Genomic DNA, 18,479 nt, shown 5'->3' on the forward strand with positions numbered 1-18,479 from the left:
TAAATGAGCTTATCAGCACAACGAATCCAAGACCCGATTTTAACCGAACTTGCTCAAGGTTATTATAATGCAGAATTAGTATGTGAAAGCCTTTTCCCGGTGGTAGAAATTGAGAAAGAGGCGGGCAAAATCCCACAGTTTGGGCGTTTAGCATTCCGACAACAATCAACCGTACGCCAAGTTTTGGGCGAAAGTAACCGATTAACACCAGAAGACGTAACGGCAATTAATGTAGAACTTGAAGAGCATGATATTGAATACCCAATCGACTACCGCGAAGATAATGATGCAAGCTATCCACTGAAAAAATACGCGTTAGGCGTGGTGCAAGATATTATCGCGTTAGGGCGTGAAGTTGAAACGGCTAAAATCGCACAAGATGAAAGCAATTACAGCCAACACAACAAAATCCACCTTTCTGGTGCGTCTAAATTAACGAACGCTAAAAGCAATCCGTTACAGTTGATTGACGACGGCGTAAATGCGGTTTATTCAACGATTGGGCGCAAACCGAATGTTTGTGTTATTTCCGCTGACGTTTGGGCGGTATTAAAGCAAAATGAAACACTTTTAGAGCGTATTAAGTACACCCGCACGGGTATTCTTACTCCCGCAGTGTTTGCCGAGCTAATCGACGTTGAAACGGTTAAAATTGGTTCAGCTATGCAAGAAGTAGAGGGCAATTTAAAGCCGATTTGGGTAGATTGTATTATTTTGGCTTACGTCTCACCGAAGAGTAAAGAAAAAGCGGGCAATATCTTTGACCCGTCTTACGGTTACACAGTACGTAGAAAGGGGGGATTATTTGTTGATACTTATCAAGAAAAAGGCGGTAAAGTTGAAGTTGTGCGCTGCACCGATATTCACAAACCGCACCTAGTTGGAAAATCAGCGGGTTATTTAATCAAGGGTTGCATTACTGAATAAAAAGCGGCACACTAAGCTCTTAGTTGTTAAGTTGTTTATTTTTCAGCATAATCCCGCTATTACAGGGGTCCTTGAAGAAAATATGCGGGATTATGTTGAATTATGTGGAATTTAGCGGGAACAGGTTAATTATTAAGCTAATAAATTTTTGACTTTGTAAAATAGTACCCAATTAAGTACCCGTGCAAGCTCTGTTGGTTTTTTATTTTGTTTTAAATCAATCGCTTAAAGTTTTGTTTTGGTTGTGATTATACCACCAAATTCTAATTTTATATAGTATGATATAGTCCGATAAAGCCTTGATATATAGCATATCAAGGCTTTTTTGTTGTTCTAACAAGTCCGATAGAAACCAACCAAATCCACAAATTCTAGTAACACTAATAGTAACACCATGCTATGATAGGATCATATAGTGTTACTAAATTAATTATAACTTTATGATTTATAAAATAAATTTATAAAGTTTTTAGTGTTACTTCATTTTGGAGGTATCTAATGGCAAGAAGAACAACTCCCTTAACAGATACGGAGATAAAAAAAGCTAAGCCAAAAGAAAAAGAGTATAGCTTATGTGATGGTTATGGGCTTTTATTAAGAATTAAGCCTAACGGCTCTAAATTATGGCTATTTAATTATATACGACCTATTCTTGGTACAAGGACTAATTTAGGGCTAGGTACATATCCGATAGTTAGCTTAGCTGAAGCTAGAATGTTAAGAGATGACTGTCGTAAATTATTAGCTCAACAAATTGATCCTAAAAAACATAGAGAAGAACTAGAAAGAAAGCAGCTTATGGATACTCAAAGTTCCTTTGAGAAAGTTGCAGAACTTTGGAAAGAGAAAAAAAGTTCAGAAGTTGAAGAGAAAACGATCAATAAATATTGGCGAAACTTAGAGCTTCATCTTTTTCCTTTGATAGGTCGATATTCTATTAAAGAAATTAAGCCTTCTTTAGTAGTCCAAATGTTAAAGAAAGTGGAGGAAAATGGATCTCCAGATATGGTTCATAGACTATGCGGTCATCTAAATGAAATCTTAAATTTTGCGGTTAATAGTGGGTTAATTGAAAGTAATACTTGCCTAAAAATTAGCTCTACATTCAAGTCTGTTCGTCAAAGAAATAACCCTAGAGTAAGTATTGAAGAAATTCCTACCCTTATAAAATCAATACATAGTGCTAAGATTGAAAAGAAAACTCAATTATTAATCTTATTTCAATTATTAACAATGGTTCGACCTAGTGAAGCAAGTAACGCTTCATGGAGCGAATTTGATTTTGATAAAAAAGAATGGAATATTCCTGCTGAAAGAATGAAAGTGAGGTTTCTACATACAGTACCATTATCATCCCAAGTAATGGCTTTGATAGAACAGCTAAGACCAATGACGGGTCATAATAAATATTTGTTTACTCATAGAAGTGATTTAAAGAAAGCAATGAGTTCATCTACTGTTAATATGGCACTAAAAAGGATGGGTTACAAAGATAAACAGACTGCACACGGATTAAGGGGATTGGCTAGAACTTTTTTAGCAGAACAAGGCGTTCAACATGAGCATGCTGAAGCTTGTCTAGCACATAAAACAGGAAGCCAAGTTAGCCTAGCTTATAATCATGCTAATTATTTGGAGAAAAGAAGGGATATCCCTAAATAATGCTGCTAGCAGTGATTTAGATAGGTTATACAGCGTTTTCTGATAGTTAAATAATTTAGATAAAATAAGTATATTATAGATAGTGTCTATTTCGATTTAAGCAAAGAAATAATCTCTTTCAATGCTGAAATCTCGCTATCTTTTTGTTCAATCACTAGATCTCTTTGTTTCAATAGCTCATCTTTATGCGAAATAGTTAGTTTTAATCGATCGATTTCTGATGTCAAATTCTCATTTGAACCGTAGTAGTTAGTATTATGATCATTCATAAAGAACAATACATTCTTATCATCATTTTTGATTAGTTCTAAAACATCAATATTAAAGATATTGGCAATTTGCTCCAATTTATGAAGATTGAGCTTAGTTTCTCCACGTTCAATTTTTGCATATAGAGTTGCTGGACATACAACGGTGTCTCCATTGACTATAACGAAGATGACCTTCATCTGGATCAGGAGTATCCCATATCCAGTAAAACTCTTCTTTGAGTTCATAGGCTTCTTTTAAAGCAGGAAGATTACCTAACCAAGTATCTAAGAGGAATGATTCACGTTCATTTAGATCGTGTTTACGCTTTAGAAGGATAAACCTTTCACGCATAAGGGTACGTCTTTCTTTTTGGCTCATATGGGCTTTCAAAGACTTTCTGACGTTATCTAAGGCTTGATTAGCCATTCTAACTACATGAAACTTATCTACGACAACTTTAGCGTGTGGAAGGATAGTGTTCACTGCGTCTTTGTAGGGCTTCCACATATCCATTGTGACGTACTCAATGTAAGTCCTGTCACTGATTTCTGAAAGACGTTGGATGACTGTTTCCTTGTTACGGTTAGGCTTGATGTCATAAATAGTCCTGCGTTCAATATTAGTCAATACAAGCCGAGGTCTACGGATAATATTTATCTCGTCTATCCCAAGCCACTTAGGAGTTTCAAACTGGTATTCACGTTCTTTGAGTGCCACATAGTCCTTAAAAACGTTCCTAATGGTTTTCTCGTCAACACCAACGCTTTCTGCGACTTCTACAAAGGTCTTAGACATGGATTGCTCTTGAATGGACTTTAAAAGCCTTTTGGTCATACTACGCTTTTCATCTACAGATATTAGGCGTTCCCAGAAGGTAGATCCGCATTCACGACACTTGTATCGTCTACGGTTCAATTGTAAGCCCACTCGCTTTAAACGAATGGGCAAATCCATAATTAGTTGATTTCTTGAACTGTGTTTGTACAACTTGTCAAAACCACATTCAGGACAACGTTCAGGTGGTCCGACTGCTTCAACTTTAAACATCATATCGGTTTCATTTTATTGTGGCGGTTCTATTGTTTTAATGTCTGGTAGGGATAATAAGTCTGACATATTATTCATCCTTTATTACTCTGCGGTGTTAAGGTATCAATTATAGATTTGATGTCGAAATCATCAGTGTTAAATTATTTTTGTGACCACAAATGCACTTAGAAAATCCCTTAAAGCATTAGCTGGTTCACTTGAATAGGGAGTTGTAAAAAAGTTCCCTTAGCCTGCACAACAAGATAATTTCGAAATATCTTTATCGAACGTAAGTGCAACTAATTTTAGCCCTTCAGCCATTGTTAAATATGGTGCTAGGGTTTCTGTTAAATCTTCTATCGTTAAGCCAAATTTAACAGCTAATGATGCTGCATAGATGACATCTCCTGCATTTTCAGATACAATATGAACCCCTAATACTTTTAGTGTTTCTGCATCTGCTACTAGTTTAAATACACCGGTTGTTTCACGGTTTACAATTGCTCTTGGAACAGCATCTAAAGGTAATACAGATGTCTTCACATCATACCCTTTCTCTTTTGCTTGTTCTTCTGTTAAACCAACCGTTGCAACCGTCGGATTCGTAAACGTAACAGCAGGAACTACCGATAAATCTATTTTTTTGTTTAATCCACCAATAGCATTATCAGTAATAATTCCACCTTCATAGGCTGCTACATATACAAATTGTGGTCCTAAAGTCACATCTCCTGCTGCATAAATCTTTTCATTACTTGTTTGACCAAAATCATTGATCAGGATTTCATTATTTTTTCCAGTTTCAACACCTGCTGCACTTAAATTTAAAGAATCCGTATTTGGTTTTCTTCCAGTGGCAACAAGTAACTGATCTGATTCAATGACTTCTCTACTGCCATTTACTGTTACGTAAACCCTTTTTATCTCTCCACTTTGTTCAACACGCTCAAAAGTTGCCCCTTTGACAAGGTTTATACCCTGTTCAATTAACGCTTTTTCAACTGACTCTGAAATCTCAGGATCATACTCCTTTAAAAGTCGCTCACTTCTTTGCATAAGCGTTATTTCTGAACCTAAATGATGAAATAGTTGTCCAAGCTCCATTCCAATGTATCCTGAACCAATTACAGTTAATCGTTTTGGTATTTTCTTTAACTCAAGAAGTGTTGTACTAGTTAAATAGTCCATTTTTTCAAGTCCTGAAATTTGGGGCAACGAAGGCGATGCACCTGTTGCAATTAAAAAGCGTTTTGCAGATAACTTTGCCCCATTGACCTCAACCGTACTAGCATCAACGAATTTTGCTTCACCTTTAATTAAATCAAAATTATATTCATCAATTAAATCCATATATTTTTGATTCCGAAGTTCGCTCACCAATTTATCCTTTTGCGTGATTAAACTAGCTAAATCCACTTCTCCAGCGGATGTTTGTAAACCTATAAACGGATTGTCTTTTGATAAATGATTGATTTCCCCTGCCCTAAGAAGAGTTTTTGACGGAACACAGCCAATATTCACACAGGTTCCCCCAACCGTTCCACGCTCAATCATTCCAACTTTTGCACCGTATTCTATAGCTTTAATTGCCGAAGAAAAGGCAGCAGCACCAGAACCAATAATAAGAAGGTCATAATTGTCTTCATTAATTAACGCCACGTTTTCTAGTGATGATACTTCTTCAATTTCTCCGGCTTGGTAATTTGCTTCATCAATCGCCTTTATTGCACTTTCAACCTCAATATCATCGGGCAGTTCAAATACTGCTTCACCACGACGATAACTAGACTCAATATTTTTAGCACCTATCTTTTCAAGTGCTGATTCTACGTGTTTTTCACAACCCGTACAGGTCATTCCTGAAATGTTTACCTTAAATTTATTCATAAAAAAGCTCCTTTCGTTAATTAATCTCTCATGTTAATGTTTCTATTATTGGACACGAATGTAATTGCTTTTCAGCTGGACATCGTTGTTTTAAGTCGTCTAACATAGTTTCAATTCGTTTTAAATCCTCTATTTGTTTTTGCACTTCCTTTTGTTTTTTAGAAACAAATTCGAACATATCTTGACAACGAACTTCATCTTTATCTACAACAGCAAGTAATTTATAAATCTCGCTTAAAGAGAAACCAAGTTCCTGTATTCGTTTAATAAACCCAACACGCTTAACGTCATCATATGAATATATCCGATAACCAGCTTCCGTTCGGTGAGGTTCTTGTAATAAATTTTTTCGCTCGTAATATCTGATCGTTTCTTTATTAACTCCACATTTATCTGCAAACTCACTAATGCGATAAATCATCTTATTTCACCCCCTGAATATTATAAACCATGTACCATAGTACACGGTCAAGTAAATTGGACTATTTTATTTTTTTTCCAAAGTATCACTCGTATGTGATTGATACTTTTATATAATACTATTGATTATCCTAACATCCCACCAGAAAATCCAATTTAAACACCAGTTGTTTTTAAACTATTAAGAAAGTAATTCCATTATATATTCCGAAGACCCAAAAAAAGAAATAATGCTAAAAAATGCATTTAATGAATTTTCATTAAAAATGGATAAAAGAGAAAAAGAACAGTTATCTGAATTAGAAAATAAATATTCTAGTAAAAAGAACAGTCTTTCTTCAGATAAAAATAAAGCTATTTCTGATTCAGAACAAAAATTACTAGAAAATGAAAATCATTATAAAAGAATGTCTAGCCAAATCGAATTAGATGCTAAAAACTATAAAAGAGCAGGAGCAAGTGATAAAGAAGTGTCTGAGTCTTTAGAACGTAACAAAAAGGAACTTTCTAATAATTACAATCATCATAAAAATAGATTCAATCAAGAAAGGGATGATAAGGTTAAGAATATTGAAGATAATCTTAGGATTTTAGAAGAATCTTACCCTCAAGATATTAATAGAGTAAAAATTTATTATCAACAAGAAAGGGATAAATATTTATCTGAAACTAAAGAACAGTTAGATAAAATGGTTAGAGAACATGAACAAGCAATAGAAGTTTATAGAAATCAATATAACAGTGGCATAAAAGCACCTATACGTTATAAAATTGAAAGTAGTGATAATGGAAAAGATTTTTATGTAACTATTTAATAAAAAATAAAGCCTAATAGATTAACTCCCTATTAGGCTTTTATTTTATAAAGTTAAATTTATATTAAGGTATTCCATGAGAGCATTTTGAAGTGGTATAACATCTCTCCTAGATTTAAATTTATGATCAACAATATCATTTAATTCTTTAAGGCTGGTTTTAATTTCCATAATTTCATTTTTTAAATCTAAAATATTCATTTTACGAATGAAGTTTTTTACTTTTTTTAGTGTATTCTTATTCAATTCATTTTCCATTATATTTAATATTCTTCTCATTTTAACCATTCTTTTAAAATCATTATCTTCTATATTCAATATACTATTAATACTTTCTTCAAATGAATCGTATCCATCCAATAATTTCTCATTATAATTGTAAAAAAATGCGATAGATACTGACTTTCCTATTCTTGCTTGAGTTCTAAAAATTGCTTGAACTATTTCTGATTTTACTAGATCTTTAGATTCTATTTTAGTATTTAATACTTCAGAAAGTCTCTCTGCATGAAATGAATTATTAAACCACTCACCAAAAAATATTATTGAATCATATTTTATATACTCATTTGTAGCTCTACACTTTCCTGAATTATAATGAATAACCTCATATTTATCTCGCAAATCTTTACTAATATTTTCTTTAATGAAGTTAGGTAGATTCTCTATATGAAATGTATTATTCCATGTAATAACAAGATGTTTATTTCCATTATTCATAGAAATATATTTCTCAAGTTTTCTTATGTCTTCAACAATATCTTTTTTATGTTTCTCATTACTTTTTCTTGTCCTTCGTGTTGATAACAATGTATCATAATAAATATTATTATTTATAACTACTTTACTTTGATTATATCTTTCTATATTCCAATTATTACTACCTTCAAATAAAAATTCTGCTGTGGCATCTAAAATAATTAATTTTGTATCTTCATCTATAAAGTCATTAATATCTTGGTGTATGATAATATCTGATGATATATCTGTATTAGATAGATCTCCTAAAGATACTATAAGTTTATTGAATAGCCAGCTAACTCTTTCATGATATAGTTTTTCATTTTTTATATCAGGTAAATCATTAAATAATTCATTAAATATATTTTTGTCAAAATTTATTATATTCTTAATTGTCTCCTTATTTAGCCTTATCTCTTTTCCGTATATCAACTCTCTTTTATAAAGTTCTACTAATAATTTCTCATGTTTTACTACTATATCCGTATAAGGGGTCTGGAATTCATCAAAGATAACTAATTCTCTCTTTGTTATCTCTTTCTTTATGGGATCATCATAGTTAATAAATATATTGCTTGATTCATATAAAGCCCTCCAGTTATTAGTTACTACTATTCTATATTTTGACAAAGCATAAATATTACATTCTAATTCTTTTAATGTATCGCTTCCTTTATAAATTCCACAAATGGACTGTTTAGGATTTAATGCTTTAACATCAAATACAAGCCTTTTAATTTCTTCATTTGTTTTTACAATAATCAAAGTAGACTTATCAGTATTAGCACAAAGAACCTTTAAATTTGTGGTTTTCCCTGAGCCGCAACCCCAAGCTAAGACTTGCCTATTTGAATAGCTATCTATGCTATTCTTAAGTTTGTAACTGCTATCATCTACTTTATCTAGTAAATAGTTACGCCTAGAAAGTAGATAGTTATTATCATCTACATTGTAATCAATCTCATTATTTTTTAATCTCCATCCCTTCCATTTATCTGGAAAACTTACATTTTCTTTCTTCATAATAATCTCCATAAAAAAGCCACTAAATAGTGGCTTGGATTTAAATTTTTAGCATATAGATATTATCTATTTCAGTTCTTTTTAAATAATCTACTTTTATCAATTCATTTATAGCTTTAATGAATAAATCTCTTTTTAAGTTAAAAACAGATTCCGAGTTGAAAGTAGTTAACGTTATTTCTTTATTTTCATTTTTACTTTTTATGATTAATGTATATAAGACATTTCTAGCATTGCTAGTTAACTTCTTAAAACGTTTCTCTAATGGCAATTTCCTATTAATAATTGAAAAAATCTTATCATCTACTGTTTTAAGCATAGATCACCTCATTTAGGTTTTTAATGTTGTTTAAGTACCGATTTACATCAGATTCAAAGTAGCCTACGGAGTTAGCTCCTAGGCTAACTTTTTTGGGAAAATTAGGCTTATAATAAGCAGAACTTTTATCCTGCCAAGTGTAGAATGTACTTTTAGATATTCCTAATATCGTTAAAAATTCTTTTACCCTGATTATTCTATCCATGGTAAAACCCCTATATATAAAAAGGGTATTACTCTTTAGTTAGTAATACCCTTATATTATTGCGTTTAAAAAAATGATCTGTAATATCACTTTTGATAAGGCGTATAGCCTCTATTTCATATATTAATAAGAAATCCTTACTGTTGTATGGTCTAACTAAAATCAACTTGAGACCATCCTATACTTCCTCCAGATTGCTTGCAAGCATTTTTTGAACAAATTTTCTGCTTTCCAACATAGGAAACTTATCTTATTCATTCTCATATATAACTAATGTTTTCATTAAGAAAATTTTTAAAAATTTCTGTCTAAAAAATAGTCGAATAATACTATTTTACTTTTTTAGATATTTTCCTATTGTTGTGCTACCATTAACTCACAAGGTAGCATACCAGTGCTTTAATTATTATAGATAATCTATCACTTCATTTTTTAGTAACACCAATAGTAACACTGAACACAAACCCAACAAATAAAGTTATTATAAATCAAAGTCTTATATTGCTAGTTCAAGTGAGATTATCCCACCAAATTTAGAACCTTGAAACTTAAAGTGAGTTTCAAGGTTTTTTTCTTTATGGAAAATCTACATTTCTTTCAGATAATTTAAGCCTAATCCATTCATTTGTCCCATAATCCAACTTTGTTTTTTACGAACTAATGCACTAGGCTTATTCACTTTATAGATAATCGGATTCGGTAAAACTGCAGCGAGTAATGCCGCTTCTGATTGAGTTAAGTTTTTCGCTGATTTTTTGAAGTAATAGCGACTAGCTGCTTCTACACCAAAGATGCCATGACCAAATTCTGCGATGTTCAAATACACTTCTAAAATGCGTTCTTTGGACCAAAAGATTTCCATTAATGCCGTTATGGGAACTTCTAATCCTTTGCGAAACCAACTTTGTCCATGCCAGAGAACGAGGTTTTTTGCTGTTTGTTGAGAAATCGTTGAAGCGCCTCGGATTCGGCGAGATTTTTCATTAAATTTAAAGGCCTTTTGAATTGCTTCAAAATCAAAGCCCCAGTGGTTGGGAAATTTTTGATCTTCAGCGGCAATTACCGCAAGTTGCATATTCGGTGAGATTTCATCAAGGCTCACCCAATCGTATTTGATTGAATAGCTGAAATCTAACTGTAATAAGTGCCCGATTTTTTGCTGTGCCATATAGGCAGAGAAGGGAACAGGGATAAAGCGGAAGCAAATGAAAAATGCCAGGATTGCGAGAGAAAAACGCCACGCAACCCGTTGCCAATTTTTTTTCCACCAAGAGGGGCGAAAAAGATGTAAAAGTGCGGTCAGAATTCGCTTAGTTTTTTGCAGCTTGCTCATCGAGTTGGCTTTTCACCCAGTTTATAAAATCCGGATCCATTGTTTTGAGCATATTAGAACCACGCGTAATGGTTGCTGCACTGGTATTGAGATTTTGTTGAATCTCTCGTTGTGAGAGATTTTTATCCAATAACTGTGCTACGATTTGTAAACGTAACCCCACCGCATCACGTTCATCAGGCGTGAGCAGAAGCGTTAAGAAATCTTGTGCTTTGCCTTGCTTAAATGCAGTTTGCAAGGTCGCGAGGAAAGCATTCCATTGTTCTAAATTGCGACTAATATACATATCAACAACCCTATACTATTAAACTAGTGCGACTAGTATAGCCGATCGTATTCCTCTTTGCTAAAGGTTTGTAATTTTTCTTTGTCTTGTAGGTTTTGATAGTAAAAATCGTAAGTTAATACGTTTTGAACATAACCTCGCGTTTCAAAGAATGGAATAGAGGCAATAAATTCATCCATAGCCAATTTGCCATTGGCTCTTGCAAGCCATTTTTCTACACGGCTTGCTCCCGCATTATAGGCGGAGGCGATCAAAATTCGGTTATTAGGGTATTTAGCATTTAACTCATTTAAGTGAGCCGTGCCGAGTAAAATATTATTAAGCGGTTTAAATAAATCTAACTCACCGTTATAAGGAAGTTGCTGATTTTCTGCTGTTTTTTGTGCAGTACTCGGTAATAGCTGCATTAATCCTCGAGCATTTGCAGAAGATTGTGCCATTGGATTCCAAGCACTTTCTTGGCGAGCAATGGCCATGGCAAAAGTTTTGGTTACACGATTATCCACAATCGCTTGAGGTTCCGTTGCGCTGAGATTCCCATTACTGAGGGCAATATCAAAATATTGACTGTAAGCATTTGGTAAGCGTAAGTCGATATAATCCCAAGCTTTTGCAATAATTGAGCCATCTACGCCCAATTCAAACCAATTTTGTTCATTTGCATATTGGCTTAACGCAAGTTGTTTCTCTTGCGGTAATTTTTCTAATAGAGAACGCCAACGTTGTTTGGCTGCGCCTAATCGATCTAATTGACGCAGTTCTGCAATCTCAGCTAATTCAGCTGAATACTCCTCTTGGATATTGGACTCTTGAGAAATTTTAGGCATTTCCAGTTTGTAGGAATGGCCTAATTTGACCGCTGCTAACATTGGATAAAACCCACGTTCTTTCGATAAAGCTTCTAATCGTTGTTTCGCATCTTTATCGGATGCTTGAGCAGCTATTTTAGCCATCCAATAACGCCATTCTTGTTTTTGCTTCGCTTCATCTGAAAGGGCATTCAACCAACCTAATAAATCCGTTTGTTGCCAAATAGCCGTACGCAAACGACGTTCAATGAGGTTATCTGCATTGAGTTTTAGGATTTCTTGATCGCGCCATTGCACAAAGTTAGGGCTTTCGTTATCAAAGAAACGGCTAATAAAGGCGATTTTCCAACCACGTAATTCACTTTCATTTAATTGCCAAGTCTTAGCCCATTGCTCGTAAGGAGTGAAAGTTGGCTCATTCATATTTTCCGGAATGGTTCGCAAATAACGAGCAAAACCGAGCACTACAGCAAATTTATTGGTGATTTTATTCGTATTATCATTAATTAATGGTAATTTCTCGGCAAGTATTTTCAAATTGGCTGGATTTTTTAAGAGATCCTGATAGAGCGCTAAATGAGCGGCTACTTGCTCATCTTCTTTAGCATTCTCAATTTTTTCTAACTCTTTAGCGAGTATTTCTAATCCTTTCGCATCATTTTTACTGAAGAGCATTTCCGCTTTTTGATAGATCTTCTCTTCAGCGCGTCCACCTTGTGAATACCAAGCCGCCCAGAGTTGAGCATCATTAGGAAGCTCTGCATTATTGAGCCAAAGTTGTTCATATTCAGACAAAATAGCCGATTTATTCTTGTCGTTTGATTGGTTTTCTGTCGTCTGACTGGTATTGGCTGCCTCTATTTGATATTTAGCTGTAAGCACGGCAATTTGTGTTTCTAAATTATTTGGCTTGAGTTTGGCGAGAGATTGAGTATCTTCAGCATTGGTGAATAACGTAAAAATACGTTGTTCTAATTTTCCACGTAGGAAATGAGAGGAATGTTGCTGAATAAATTGTTCAATGTCTGTTCGCAATGCATTCACTTCTTCACGAGGTGTATCGCGATTAACGGTTTTTACACGTGCATCTAAATAAGCCGCTATAGCATCAGTTTGCAATGGATAACCTTTTAAAGAATCAATAAGCCCAAGAAATAATTTGGCATTATTAGAAACATGATTATTTTTGACCGCACTTTTTAGGAGCGACTCTAATTGCAGAAAAGTCGCGCGTTGTTCAATCAGCTTTAATTCATGAGCGTGCTGTTGCTGTGCCCATTTGGCTTGTTCTTCTGCAAGGTTAATTTGTGGCGCTGTTTCATTTTTGCTTTTATGGGCATGCTGATTAGCCAAAGCTGAGCCTGAAAGTGCGGTTAAAATCAATAACGAAATTGTCGTGTGTTTAAGTGCTCGCATAGGAGATTCCATATAAAGAGAAAGACGGATATTTAGATCCGTCTTTGAGTGTAGCGTTCGTTTTATTTAGAAAACTTTTTTGAAAGGCTTCACAATCACATCACCGTAAACGCCAGCTTCAACATAAGGATCTTGTGCAGCCCAGTCTTTTGCTGCAGACAGACTTTCGAATTGAGCAATCACAGTCGAGCCGATAAAGCCAGCTTCGCCTGGATTTTCATCGTCAATGGCAGGATTAGGACCTGCTGTTAATAAGCGACCTTCTGCTTGTAATTGTTTTAAACGAGCAAGATGTTGCTCACGTACAGTAAGGCGTTTTTCTAAAGTACCAGGAATATCTTGGGCAAAAATTACGTAATACATCATTTATCCTTTTAACAATTTAATTCTTCGATAGAGGCTAATGCTCGTTCTAGTTCAAGATTACCTTCACGTGGAATAGAGCGGGATTTGCCGTCTTTTCCTACGGCGACAAAGGTAAATACAGCATCTGTCACGCAGTAACGTTCCCCAATTGGTTCACTGGCAACTTTTTTCACCCATACTTCTACCTTGATTTTAATAGAAGAACGACCCACACTGAGACATTGGCCGTAACAACACACCACGTCACCGACGGCGATAGGCTTAATGAAATTCATACTTTCTACGGCAACGGTGACAACGCGACCATGAGCAATTTCTTTTGCTAGAATTGCTCCGCCCATATCCATTTGTGACATAATCCAGCCACCGAAAATATCGCCGTTGGCGTTGGTATCTGAAGGCATAGCCAAGGTGCGTAGTAATAATACGCCTTTAGATTGACGACCGTCTTTATCGATAAGATTTGAAACCATTATTTTTCCTCATCATTTTTTTGATCATCTTTAGGTAAGTAACGGTAAATATAAGCACCGCTGACAATTGTTGCAACAAAGGTCATACCAAGTAAACCAAAAGATTTGAAATCAACCCAAGCATCTTCAGACATATTTTGGCTGATATAAATATTTACCAGCATACACAGAATAAAAAATCCTGCCCAGCCTACATTTAATTTGTTCCACACATTATTCGGTAATTGGATTTCCTTGCCTAATAACTTTTTCACCAGTGGCGTATTGAATTGGAATTGTGCAACCAATAAAACAATGGCAAATAAGGCATTAATAATCGTGACTTTCCATTGTAGGTATTTGATTTCATTGAAATAGGCAGTGAGCAAACCAAAAAAGACGACAGCAATTGCCATGATTTTTTGTTGTTTCTCAATCATGCCATATTTCAGTTTTAGTACAACCATCTGAATGATGGTCGCGATCACTAAGACAATCGCCGCCTCACGCACCCCAAACATTTTGTAGGTGATGAAAAAGAGAACAAGAGGAATAAATTCAAGAAGTTGCTTCATATTATGCCTTCATAAATAAACTGTAAAAACGGTAAGTAAATACTAAAATAAATAGTTGAAATAATGCTACCAAAATGCCAAAAATCACACTTAGAAATGATGTACCTAGGATTGCACCAACGCTATTCACTAATAAAGGTAGAAGTAAATAAGTGATCAAAGCATAAATAATCAATATGCCATTACGTTTAACACCCGCACGCCACACTTGTAAAGCACTTTGCCCGATAGATTGATTGGAAGCAATATAATGCACGGGCGATAAGCATAAACGAACAAAGAAAAACAAGCCAAATACCATTGAAAAAAAGGCTAGAGGGGAGAGTGCATTTTTGCTTAAAAATGAACTCATAACATCAACGATACCAAATAAAAGCGGCAAGCTCATAAAAATATCTAAAACCACCACACCTAAAAAACGACGTAATGTCAGCATGAGACCTTGATTAATCGGATTTTGGTTTTGCTGGCTAATATGATGAATGGTTGCAATACCGAAGGTCGCAATAAAAGACATCAATAATTGTTGGAATACAAAAGATCCAATCAGAGCAGTTGGCTCCACTTTGCTTAATGCATCAATAATGTCTTGTTGTGATGGATTAGGATTATCACCCAAACTCGGCATTGGTACACTGACTAATGCATTAATCAATTGTGAGACAACAAAAATCCCAACGAAAATCAGCACGGTTTTTCGCTGATTACGCATAAAATTGAGGCTATCTTGAAAAATCTGAGTAAAGTTAATTTGCATCTTATTTTCTCGGTAAAAAAAGTGAGGTAATTATACAAGCTTTGACATCAAAAAACTAAAAATACGAAGAATTGCTCTAGATTAAAAAAAATTTTTTAATTAATTTCAAAAAATTTGACAGAGATCACGGTTTAATACCCCAAAATAAGTATTATTATAACAAGAGATAGTATTGTCCGAATGCGGACTTAAAAGATAATGACTAAGGAGTCAAAATATGAAAAAAACGGCATTAGCATTGGGATTAAGCGCAGCATTATTAGCAGGCTTTGCAAATGCACATCAACAAGGTGATGTTATTGTAAGAGCGGGTGGTGTTCTTGTGGATACTCACACGAGCACAAATAGCGATGTCTTCAAATTTAAAGTGAACAATAATACTCAATTGGGGTTAACGGGTACTTATATGTTCACTGATAACATCGGGGTAGAATTACTTGCGGCGACACCTTTTAGTCATGAGATTAAGTTAGGGTCTGCTTTAGTGGGTAAAACTAAACATTTACCGCCAAGTTTATATGCTCAATACTATTTCTTGGATAAAGATGCTAGTGTACGTCCTTATATAGGTGGAGGTCTTAACTACACCACGTTTTTCAGTGAAAAAGCTAAGTTAGCTGGTGTATCTAATCTTAGATTAAAAGATTCAGTTGGCCCGATTGCGAATGTGGGTATAGATGTTAAACTGACAGATAACCTTTATTTCAATGCGGCAATGTGGTATGCGCAAATTAAAACCAAAGCGCGTTTTAATTTAGCTGGTGAAAATCATACGGTGAAGGTGAAACTTGACCCTACAGTATATTTCGTCGGTTTAGGTTATCGTTTCTAATAGAACCTTGCTCTGAAAAAGCGGTACACAGTGTGTATCGCTTTTTATTTAACGTTATTCAGCGGCATAGCCAGATATGGGTAAAGGGGAGTCGTCTAAATATGCTATACCGTTTTCGAGTTTTAATCGCTCTTCAATAAACCATTTAATCACTAAAGGATAAATATGATATTCCTGTTCACGTGTACGAAGTTCAATCTCCTTGACGGTATCACCAGGGAAAATCGGCACTTTAGCTTGTAATACAGTCGCACCACCATCGATCTCTTCATTGACAAAATGTACGGTTGTACCGTGTTCTTTCTCACCATTATCAAGCGCACGTTGATAAGTATGTAAGCCTGGATATTTGGGAAGCAGGGAAGGGTGGATATTCAAAATTCGACCAGGAAAACGCTGAGTGAAAGCTTTGGTCAAGATTTTCATATAACCGGCTAAGACGATAAGATCAACATCGAGATCTTCTAAATAATCACCGATAGCGTTATCCATCTCAAGATTAGAGGCAAAATCTTGACGCAAAAAAATGTGACTAGAAATGCCCGCACTTTCAGCGCGTACTAAGCCATATGCATCTATTTTATTACTGATGACAATAACAATTTTTCCAGGAATAAAGCCAGTTTGACAAGCATTTATGATCGCTTGAAGATTTGATCCTTGACCTGAAATCAGGACAGCAATTTTTTTCATATTATTCTATATAAAAGAAGGGCGAACGTTTCATTCTGAAATTTTCGCCCTGAAATGGAAAAGAGAAATTATTTGATGATAACCTGTGGTTCACCATCTGTCGCACTTTCGATATGACCGATCAACCACGCATTTTCACCCGATTGTTTTAAAATCGCTAAGGCGGTTTCTACTTCTTCTTGTGGTAATGCAATCACCATGCCAACGCCGCAGTTGAACGTACGGTACATTTCATAGGTTTCAATGTTGCCTTTTTCTTGTAACCATTTGAATACGGGTTGCCATTCCCAACTGCTTTCATAAATAACGGCTTTGGTATTTTTTGGTAATACACGGGGAATATTTTCCCAGAAACCGCCACCCGTTAAGTGTGCAATAGCATGGACTTCCGTTTGTTTGATTAAAGCAAGAACAGATTTTACATAGATTTTTGTTGGTGCAAGCACTTGTTCACTTAATGGATGACCATCTAATTGCTCAGTGGCTGGGTTGACGCCAGCAACATCAATGACTTTACGAATTAAAGAATAACCATTTGAATGCGGGCCACTTGAACCTAGTGCAATTAAAGCATCTCCTACTTTAACTTGGCTACCATCAATGATTTCTGATTTTTCAACCACGCCCACACAGAAACCTGCAAGGTCATAATCGCCAGCATGGTACATGCCTGGCATTTCGGCGGTTTCACCCCCGACTAATGCACAACCTGATTGTACACAGCCTTCAGCAATGCCTTTCACTACATCGGAGGCAACATCTACGTCAAGTTTGCCCGTGGCGTAGTAATCCAAGAAGAATAAGGGTTCGGCACCTTGCACGACTAAATCGTTAACACACATAGCAACCAAATCAATACCGATGGTATCGTGTTTTTTTAAGTCAATGGCCAGGCGTAATTTAGTGCCCACACCGTCTGTACCTGAAACAAGGATGGGTCCTTTATATTTGCCCGGAATGGCACATAATGCACCAAACCCACCTAATCCCCCGATAACTTCAGGGCGAGTTGTCCGCTTTACGTGTGGTTTAATACGTTCAACTAATTCGTTACCGGCATTAATATCCACGCCTGCATCTTTATAACTTAATGATGGTTTGCTCACAATGTTGTCCTATATTTTTAGGTTAAATGATAAAACGGCGTGATTGTACCAGATCAAGCAAACGTTTGCGATAGTGATTTAATCATGATTTAAGCAAAAAATAACCGCGCTTTATTTTTAATAATAAAGTGCGGTTATTTTCTAGAATGTTTTTTAGCGATTCGCTAATTCGAAAATCATTGCTTCAGCCTGGCAGCTAAATGTAAAACGTGCCGTTAAATTGGCGCCATTTTCAGTTTCTGTGATTTCACTTTTAATATCGCAAGGATCACTTTCTGTTTTGCGTGCTTTTTCAACGAAACAATTAAGTGCCGCTTCAGCTTCAGCTTTATTTGCATAGGTTTGATGAATATCAACAGCGCAATCTGAACCGTCAATAATCGTCCCCACATCAACACAACTACAAGTGAGAGATTCTTCAGCTTTGCATGTTACAGTCATAGGATTTCCTTATTTAAAAATTAAGATTGGCTGTATTTTAGCACTTTTGAACAACTCTGCAAAAATAACCGTATTTTAAATTGAAATATGATTTATTGAATAGTGGTCGGAACACTTATAAATTAGTTTAAAA

The 18,479-nt window shown here is 35.1% G+C and carries 20 protein-coding genes; 4 read left to right on the plus strand and 16 right to left on the minus strand.

Annotated features, from left to right (window positions below; genetic code table 11):
* The first annotated feature begins 3 nt into the window (after nucleotides 1-3).
* Both ACXVWP_RS02545 and ACXVWP_RS02550 read left to right on the plus strand, forming a co-directional pair.
* Complete coding sequence (locus ACXVWP_RS02545; protein WP_297570162.1) at nucleotides 4-927, plus strand: inorganic pyrophosphatase; 924 nt, start codon at nucleotides 4-6, stop codon at nucleotides 925-927.
* Between the two features lie 498 nt (nucleotides 928-1,425).
* A complete protein-coding gene (locus ACXVWP_RS02550; RefSeq protein WP_297570165.1) occupies nucleotides 1,426-2,589 on the plus strand; it encodes a tyrosine-type recombinase/integrase in 1,164 nt (387 codons plus the stop codon).
* A gap of 378 nt (nucleotides 2,590-2,967) precedes the next feature.
* Here ACXVWP_RS02550 and ACXVWP_RS02555 read toward each other — a convergent pair whose 3' ends face one another.
* From ACXVWP_RS02555 to merR, 3 genes are all read right to left on the minus strand, one after another.
* Nucleotides 2,968-3,891, minus strand: coding sequence for an ISL3 family transposase (locus ACXVWP_RS02555; protein WP_289901380.1), 924 nt, complete (start codon nucleotides 3,889-3,891; stop codon nucleotides 2,968-2,970).
* Between the two features lie 225 nt (nucleotides 3,892-4,116).
* Entirely contained in the window at nucleotides 4,117-5,757 is a 1,641-nt protein-coding gene (gene merA, locus ACXVWP_RS02560; RefSeq protein WP_001031935.1) for a mercury(II) reductase, read from the minus strand.
* 28 nt (nucleotides 5,758-5,785) lie between these two features.
* A complete protein-coding gene (gene merR / locus ACXVWP_RS02565; protein ID WP_005644354.1) occupies nucleotides 5,786-6,178 on the minus strand; it encodes an Hg(II)-responsive transcriptional regulator in 393 nt (130 codons plus the stop codon).
* Nucleotides 6,179-6,407: 229 nt separating this feature from the next.
* Here merR and ACXVWP_RS02570 point away from each other — a divergent pair, with 229 nt between their 5' ends.
* Nucleotides 6,408-6,992 carry a hypothetical protein gene (locus tag ACXVWP_RS02570; RefSeq protein ID WP_369866683.1) on the plus strand — a complete coding sequence of 195 codons (585 nt, stop codon included), beginning with the start codon at nucleotides 6,408-6,410 and terminating at the stop codon, nucleotides 6,990-6,992.
* 45 nt (nucleotides 6,993-7,037) lie between these two features.
* Here ACXVWP_RS02570 and ACXVWP_RS02575 read toward each other — a convergent pair whose 3' ends face one another.
* The 10 genes from ACXVWP_RS02575 to ACXVWP_RS02620 form a co-directional block, all read right to left on the minus strand.
* Complete coding sequence (locus ACXVWP_RS02575) at nucleotides 7,038-8,756, minus strand: hypothetical protein (RefSeq protein ID WP_005644504.1); 1,719 nt, start codon at nucleotides 8,754-8,756, stop codon at nucleotides 7,038-7,040.
* A gap of 40 nt (nucleotides 8,757-8,796) precedes the next feature.
* On the minus strand, nucleotides 8,797-9,075 hold the full coding sequence (locus ACXVWP_RS02580) for a hypothetical protein (RefSeq protein ID WP_010129410.1): 279 nt from the start codon (nucleotides 9,073-9,075) through the stop codon (nucleotides 8,797-8,799).
* A complete protein-coding gene (locus tag ACXVWP_RS02585; protein WP_010129411.1) occupies nucleotides 9,068-9,280 on the minus strand; it encodes a helix-turn-helix transcriptional regulator in 213 nt (70 codons plus the stop codon). The genes ACXVWP_RS02580 and ACXVWP_RS02585 overlap by 8 nt, the downstream gene beginning before the upstream one ends.
* Nucleotides 9,281-9,866: 586 nt before the next feature.
* Complete coding sequence (gene mtgA, locus ACXVWP_RS02590) at nucleotides 9,867-10,613, minus strand: monofunctional biosynthetic peptidoglycan transglycosylase (protein ID WP_289901378.1); 747 nt, start codon at nucleotides 10,611-10,613, stop codon at nucleotides 9,867-9,869.
* A complete protein-coding gene (trpR, locus tag ACXVWP_RS02595) occupies nucleotides 10,591-10,899 on the minus strand; it encodes a trp operon repressor (RefSeq protein ID WP_289901377.1) in 309 nt (102 codons plus the stop codon). The genes mtgA and trpR overlap by 23 nt, the downstream gene beginning before the upstream one ends.
* A 32-nt stretch (nucleotides 10,900-10,931) precedes the next feature.
* Nucleotides 10,932-13,124 (minus strand): transglycosylase SLT domain-containing protein, encoded by a 2,193-nt coding sequence (locus ACXVWP_RS02600; RefSeq protein ID WP_297569587.1) that lies wholly within the window; start codon nucleotides 13,122-13,124, stop codon nucleotides 10,932-10,934.
* A 66-nt stretch (nucleotides 13,125-13,190) separates the two neighbouring features.
* Nucleotides 13,191-13,487, minus strand: a complete 297-nt coding sequence (locus ACXVWP_RS02605; RefSeq protein ID WP_128787676.1) for a YciI family protein — start codon at nucleotides 13,485-13,487, stop codon at nucleotides 13,191-13,193.
* Nucleotides 13,488-13,498: 11 nt separating this feature from the next.
* A complete protein-coding gene (gene yciA, locus ACXVWP_RS02610) occupies nucleotides 13,499-13,963 on the minus strand; it encodes an acyl-CoA thioester hydrolase YciA (protein WP_049372961.1) in 465 nt (154 codons plus the stop codon).
* Nucleotides 13,963-14,517 carry a septation protein A gene (locus ACXVWP_RS02615; protein ID WP_289901375.1) on the minus strand — a complete coding sequence of 185 codons (555 nt, stop codon included), beginning with the start codon at nucleotides 14,515-14,517 and terminating at the stop codon, nucleotides 13,963-13,965. Before ACXVWP_RS02615 ends, yciA begins: the two co-directional genes overlap by 1 nt.
* A gap of 1 nt (nucleotide 14,518) precedes the next feature.
* Nucleotides 14,519-15,274 carry a beta-methylgalactoside transporter gene (locus tag ACXVWP_RS02620; RefSeq protein ID WP_289901374.1) on the minus strand — a complete coding sequence of 252 codons (756 nt, stop codon included), beginning with the start codon at nucleotides 15,272-15,274 and terminating at the stop codon, nucleotides 14,519-14,521.
* Between the two features lie 217 nt (nucleotides 15,275-15,491).
* On the opposite strand from ACXVWP_RS02620, the gene ACXVWP_RS02625 reads away from it, so the two are divergent.
* On the plus strand, nucleotides 15,492-16,106 hold the full coding sequence (locus ACXVWP_RS02625; protein ID WP_049356401.1) for an OmpW family outer membrane protein: 615 nt from the start codon (nucleotides 15,492-15,494) through the stop codon (nucleotides 16,104-16,106).
* Between the two features lie 54 nt (nucleotides 16,107-16,160).
* Here the strand turns inward: ACXVWP_RS02625 and purN are convergent, their stop codons facing one another.
* The 3 genes from purN to ACXVWP_RS02640 all read right to left on the minus strand — a co-directional run bounded on the left by purN (nucleotide 16,161) and on the right by ACXVWP_RS02640 (nucleotide 18,346).
* Nucleotides 16,161-16,799 carry a phosphoribosylglycinamide formyltransferase gene (gene purN / locus ACXVWP_RS02630; protein WP_297569578.1) on the minus strand — a complete coding sequence of 213 codons (639 nt, stop codon included), beginning with the start codon at nucleotides 16,797-16,799 and terminating at the stop codon, nucleotides 16,161-16,163.
* Nucleotides 16,800-16,867: 68 nt separating this feature from the next.
* Nucleotides 16,868-17,905: a phosphoribosylformylglycinamidine cyclo-ligase gene (gene purM, locus ACXVWP_RS02635; protein WP_297569576.1), complete on the minus strand. Its 1,038-nt coding sequence runs from the start codon at nucleotides 17,903-17,905 to the stop codon at nucleotides 16,868-16,870.
* Between the two features lie 153 nt (nucleotides 17,906-18,058).
* Nucleotides 18,059-18,346, minus strand: coding sequence for a YfcZ/YiiS family protein (locus ACXVWP_RS02640; RefSeq protein WP_289901371.1), 288 nt, complete (start codon nucleotides 18,344-18,346; stop codon nucleotides 18,059-18,061).
* Between the last annotated feature and the right edge of the window lie 133 nt (nucleotides 18,347-18,479).

Source organism: Haemophilus sp. SZY H56 (genome assembly GCF_054332415.1).

Bases quoted from the DNA above. Each gene is read 5' to 3' on its own strand.
- purN (WP_297569578.1), bottom strand. From the start codon at position 16,799: ATGAAAAAAATTGCTGTCCTGATTTCAGGTCAAGGATCAAATCTTCAA.
- ACXVWP_RS02600 (WP_297569587.1), bottom strand. From the start codon at position 13,124: ATGCGAGCACTTAAACACACGACAATTTCGTTATTGATTTTAACCGCA.
- ACXVWP_RS02580 (WP_010129410.1), bottom strand. From the start codon at position 9,075: ATGCTTAAAACAGTAGATGATAAGATTTTTTCAATTATTAATAGGAAA.
- ACXVWP_RS02570 (WP_369866683.1), top strand. From the start codon at position 6,408: ATGCTAAAAAATGCATTTAATGAATTTTCATTAAAAATGGATAAAAGA.
- merA (WP_001031935.1), bottom strand. From the start codon at position 5,757: ATGAATAAATTTAAGGTAAACATTTCAGGAATGACCTGTACGGGTTGT.
- ACXVWP_RS02555 (WP_289901380.1), bottom strand. From the start codon at position 3,891: ATGATGTTTAAAGTTGAAGCAGTCGGACCACCTGAACGTTGTCCTGAA.
- yciA (WP_049372961.1), bottom strand. From the start codon at position 13,963: ATGGTTTCAAATCTTATCGATAAAGACGGTCGTCAATCTAAAGGCGTA.
- merR (WP_005644354.1), bottom strand. From the start codon at position 6,178: ATGATTTATCGCATTAGTGAGTTTGCAGATAAATGTGGAGTTAATAAA.
- ACXVWP_RS02640 (WP_289901371.1), bottom strand. From the start codon at position 18,346: ATGACTGTAACATGCAAAGCTGAAGAATCTCTCACTTGTAGTTGTGTT.
- ACXVWP_RS02615 (WP_289901375.1), bottom strand. From the start codon at position 14,517: ATGAAGCAACTTCTTGAATTTATTCCTCTTGTTCTCTTTTTCATCACC.
- ACXVWP_RS02550 (WP_297570165.1), top strand. From the start codon at position 1,426: ATGGCAAGAAGAACAACTCCCTTAACAGATACGGAGATAAAAAAAGCT.
- ACXVWP_RS02605 (WP_128787676.1), bottom strand. From the start codon at position 13,487: ATGTATTACGTAATTTTTGCCCAAGATATTCCTGGTACTTTAGAAAAA.
- ACXVWP_RS02625 (WP_049356401.1), top strand. From the start codon at position 15,492: ATGAAAAAAACGGCATTAGCATTGGGATTAAGCGCAGCATTATTAGCA.
- trpR (WP_289901377.1), bottom strand. From the start codon at position 10,899: ATGTATATTAGTCGCAATTTAGAACAATGGAATGCTTTCCTCGCGACC.
- ACXVWP_RS02620 (WP_289901374.1), bottom strand. From the start codon at position 15,274: ATGCAAATTAACTTTACTCAGATTTTTCAAGATAGCCTCAATTTTATG.
- ACXVWP_RS02575 (WP_005644504.1), bottom strand. From the start codon at position 8,756: ATGAAGAAAGAAAATGTAAGTTTTCCAGATAAATGGAAGGGATGGAGA.
- mtgA (WP_289901378.1), bottom strand. From the start codon at position 10,613: ATGAGCAAGCTGCAAAAAACTAAGCGAATTCTGACCGCACTTTTACAT.
- ACXVWP_RS02585 (WP_010129411.1), bottom strand. From the start codon at position 9,280: ATGGATAGAATAATCAGGGTAAAAGAATTTTTAACGATATTAGGAATA.
- ACXVWP_RS02545 (WP_297570162.1), top strand. From the start codon at position 4: ATGAGCTTATCAGCACAACGAATCCAAGACCCGATTTTAACCGAACTT.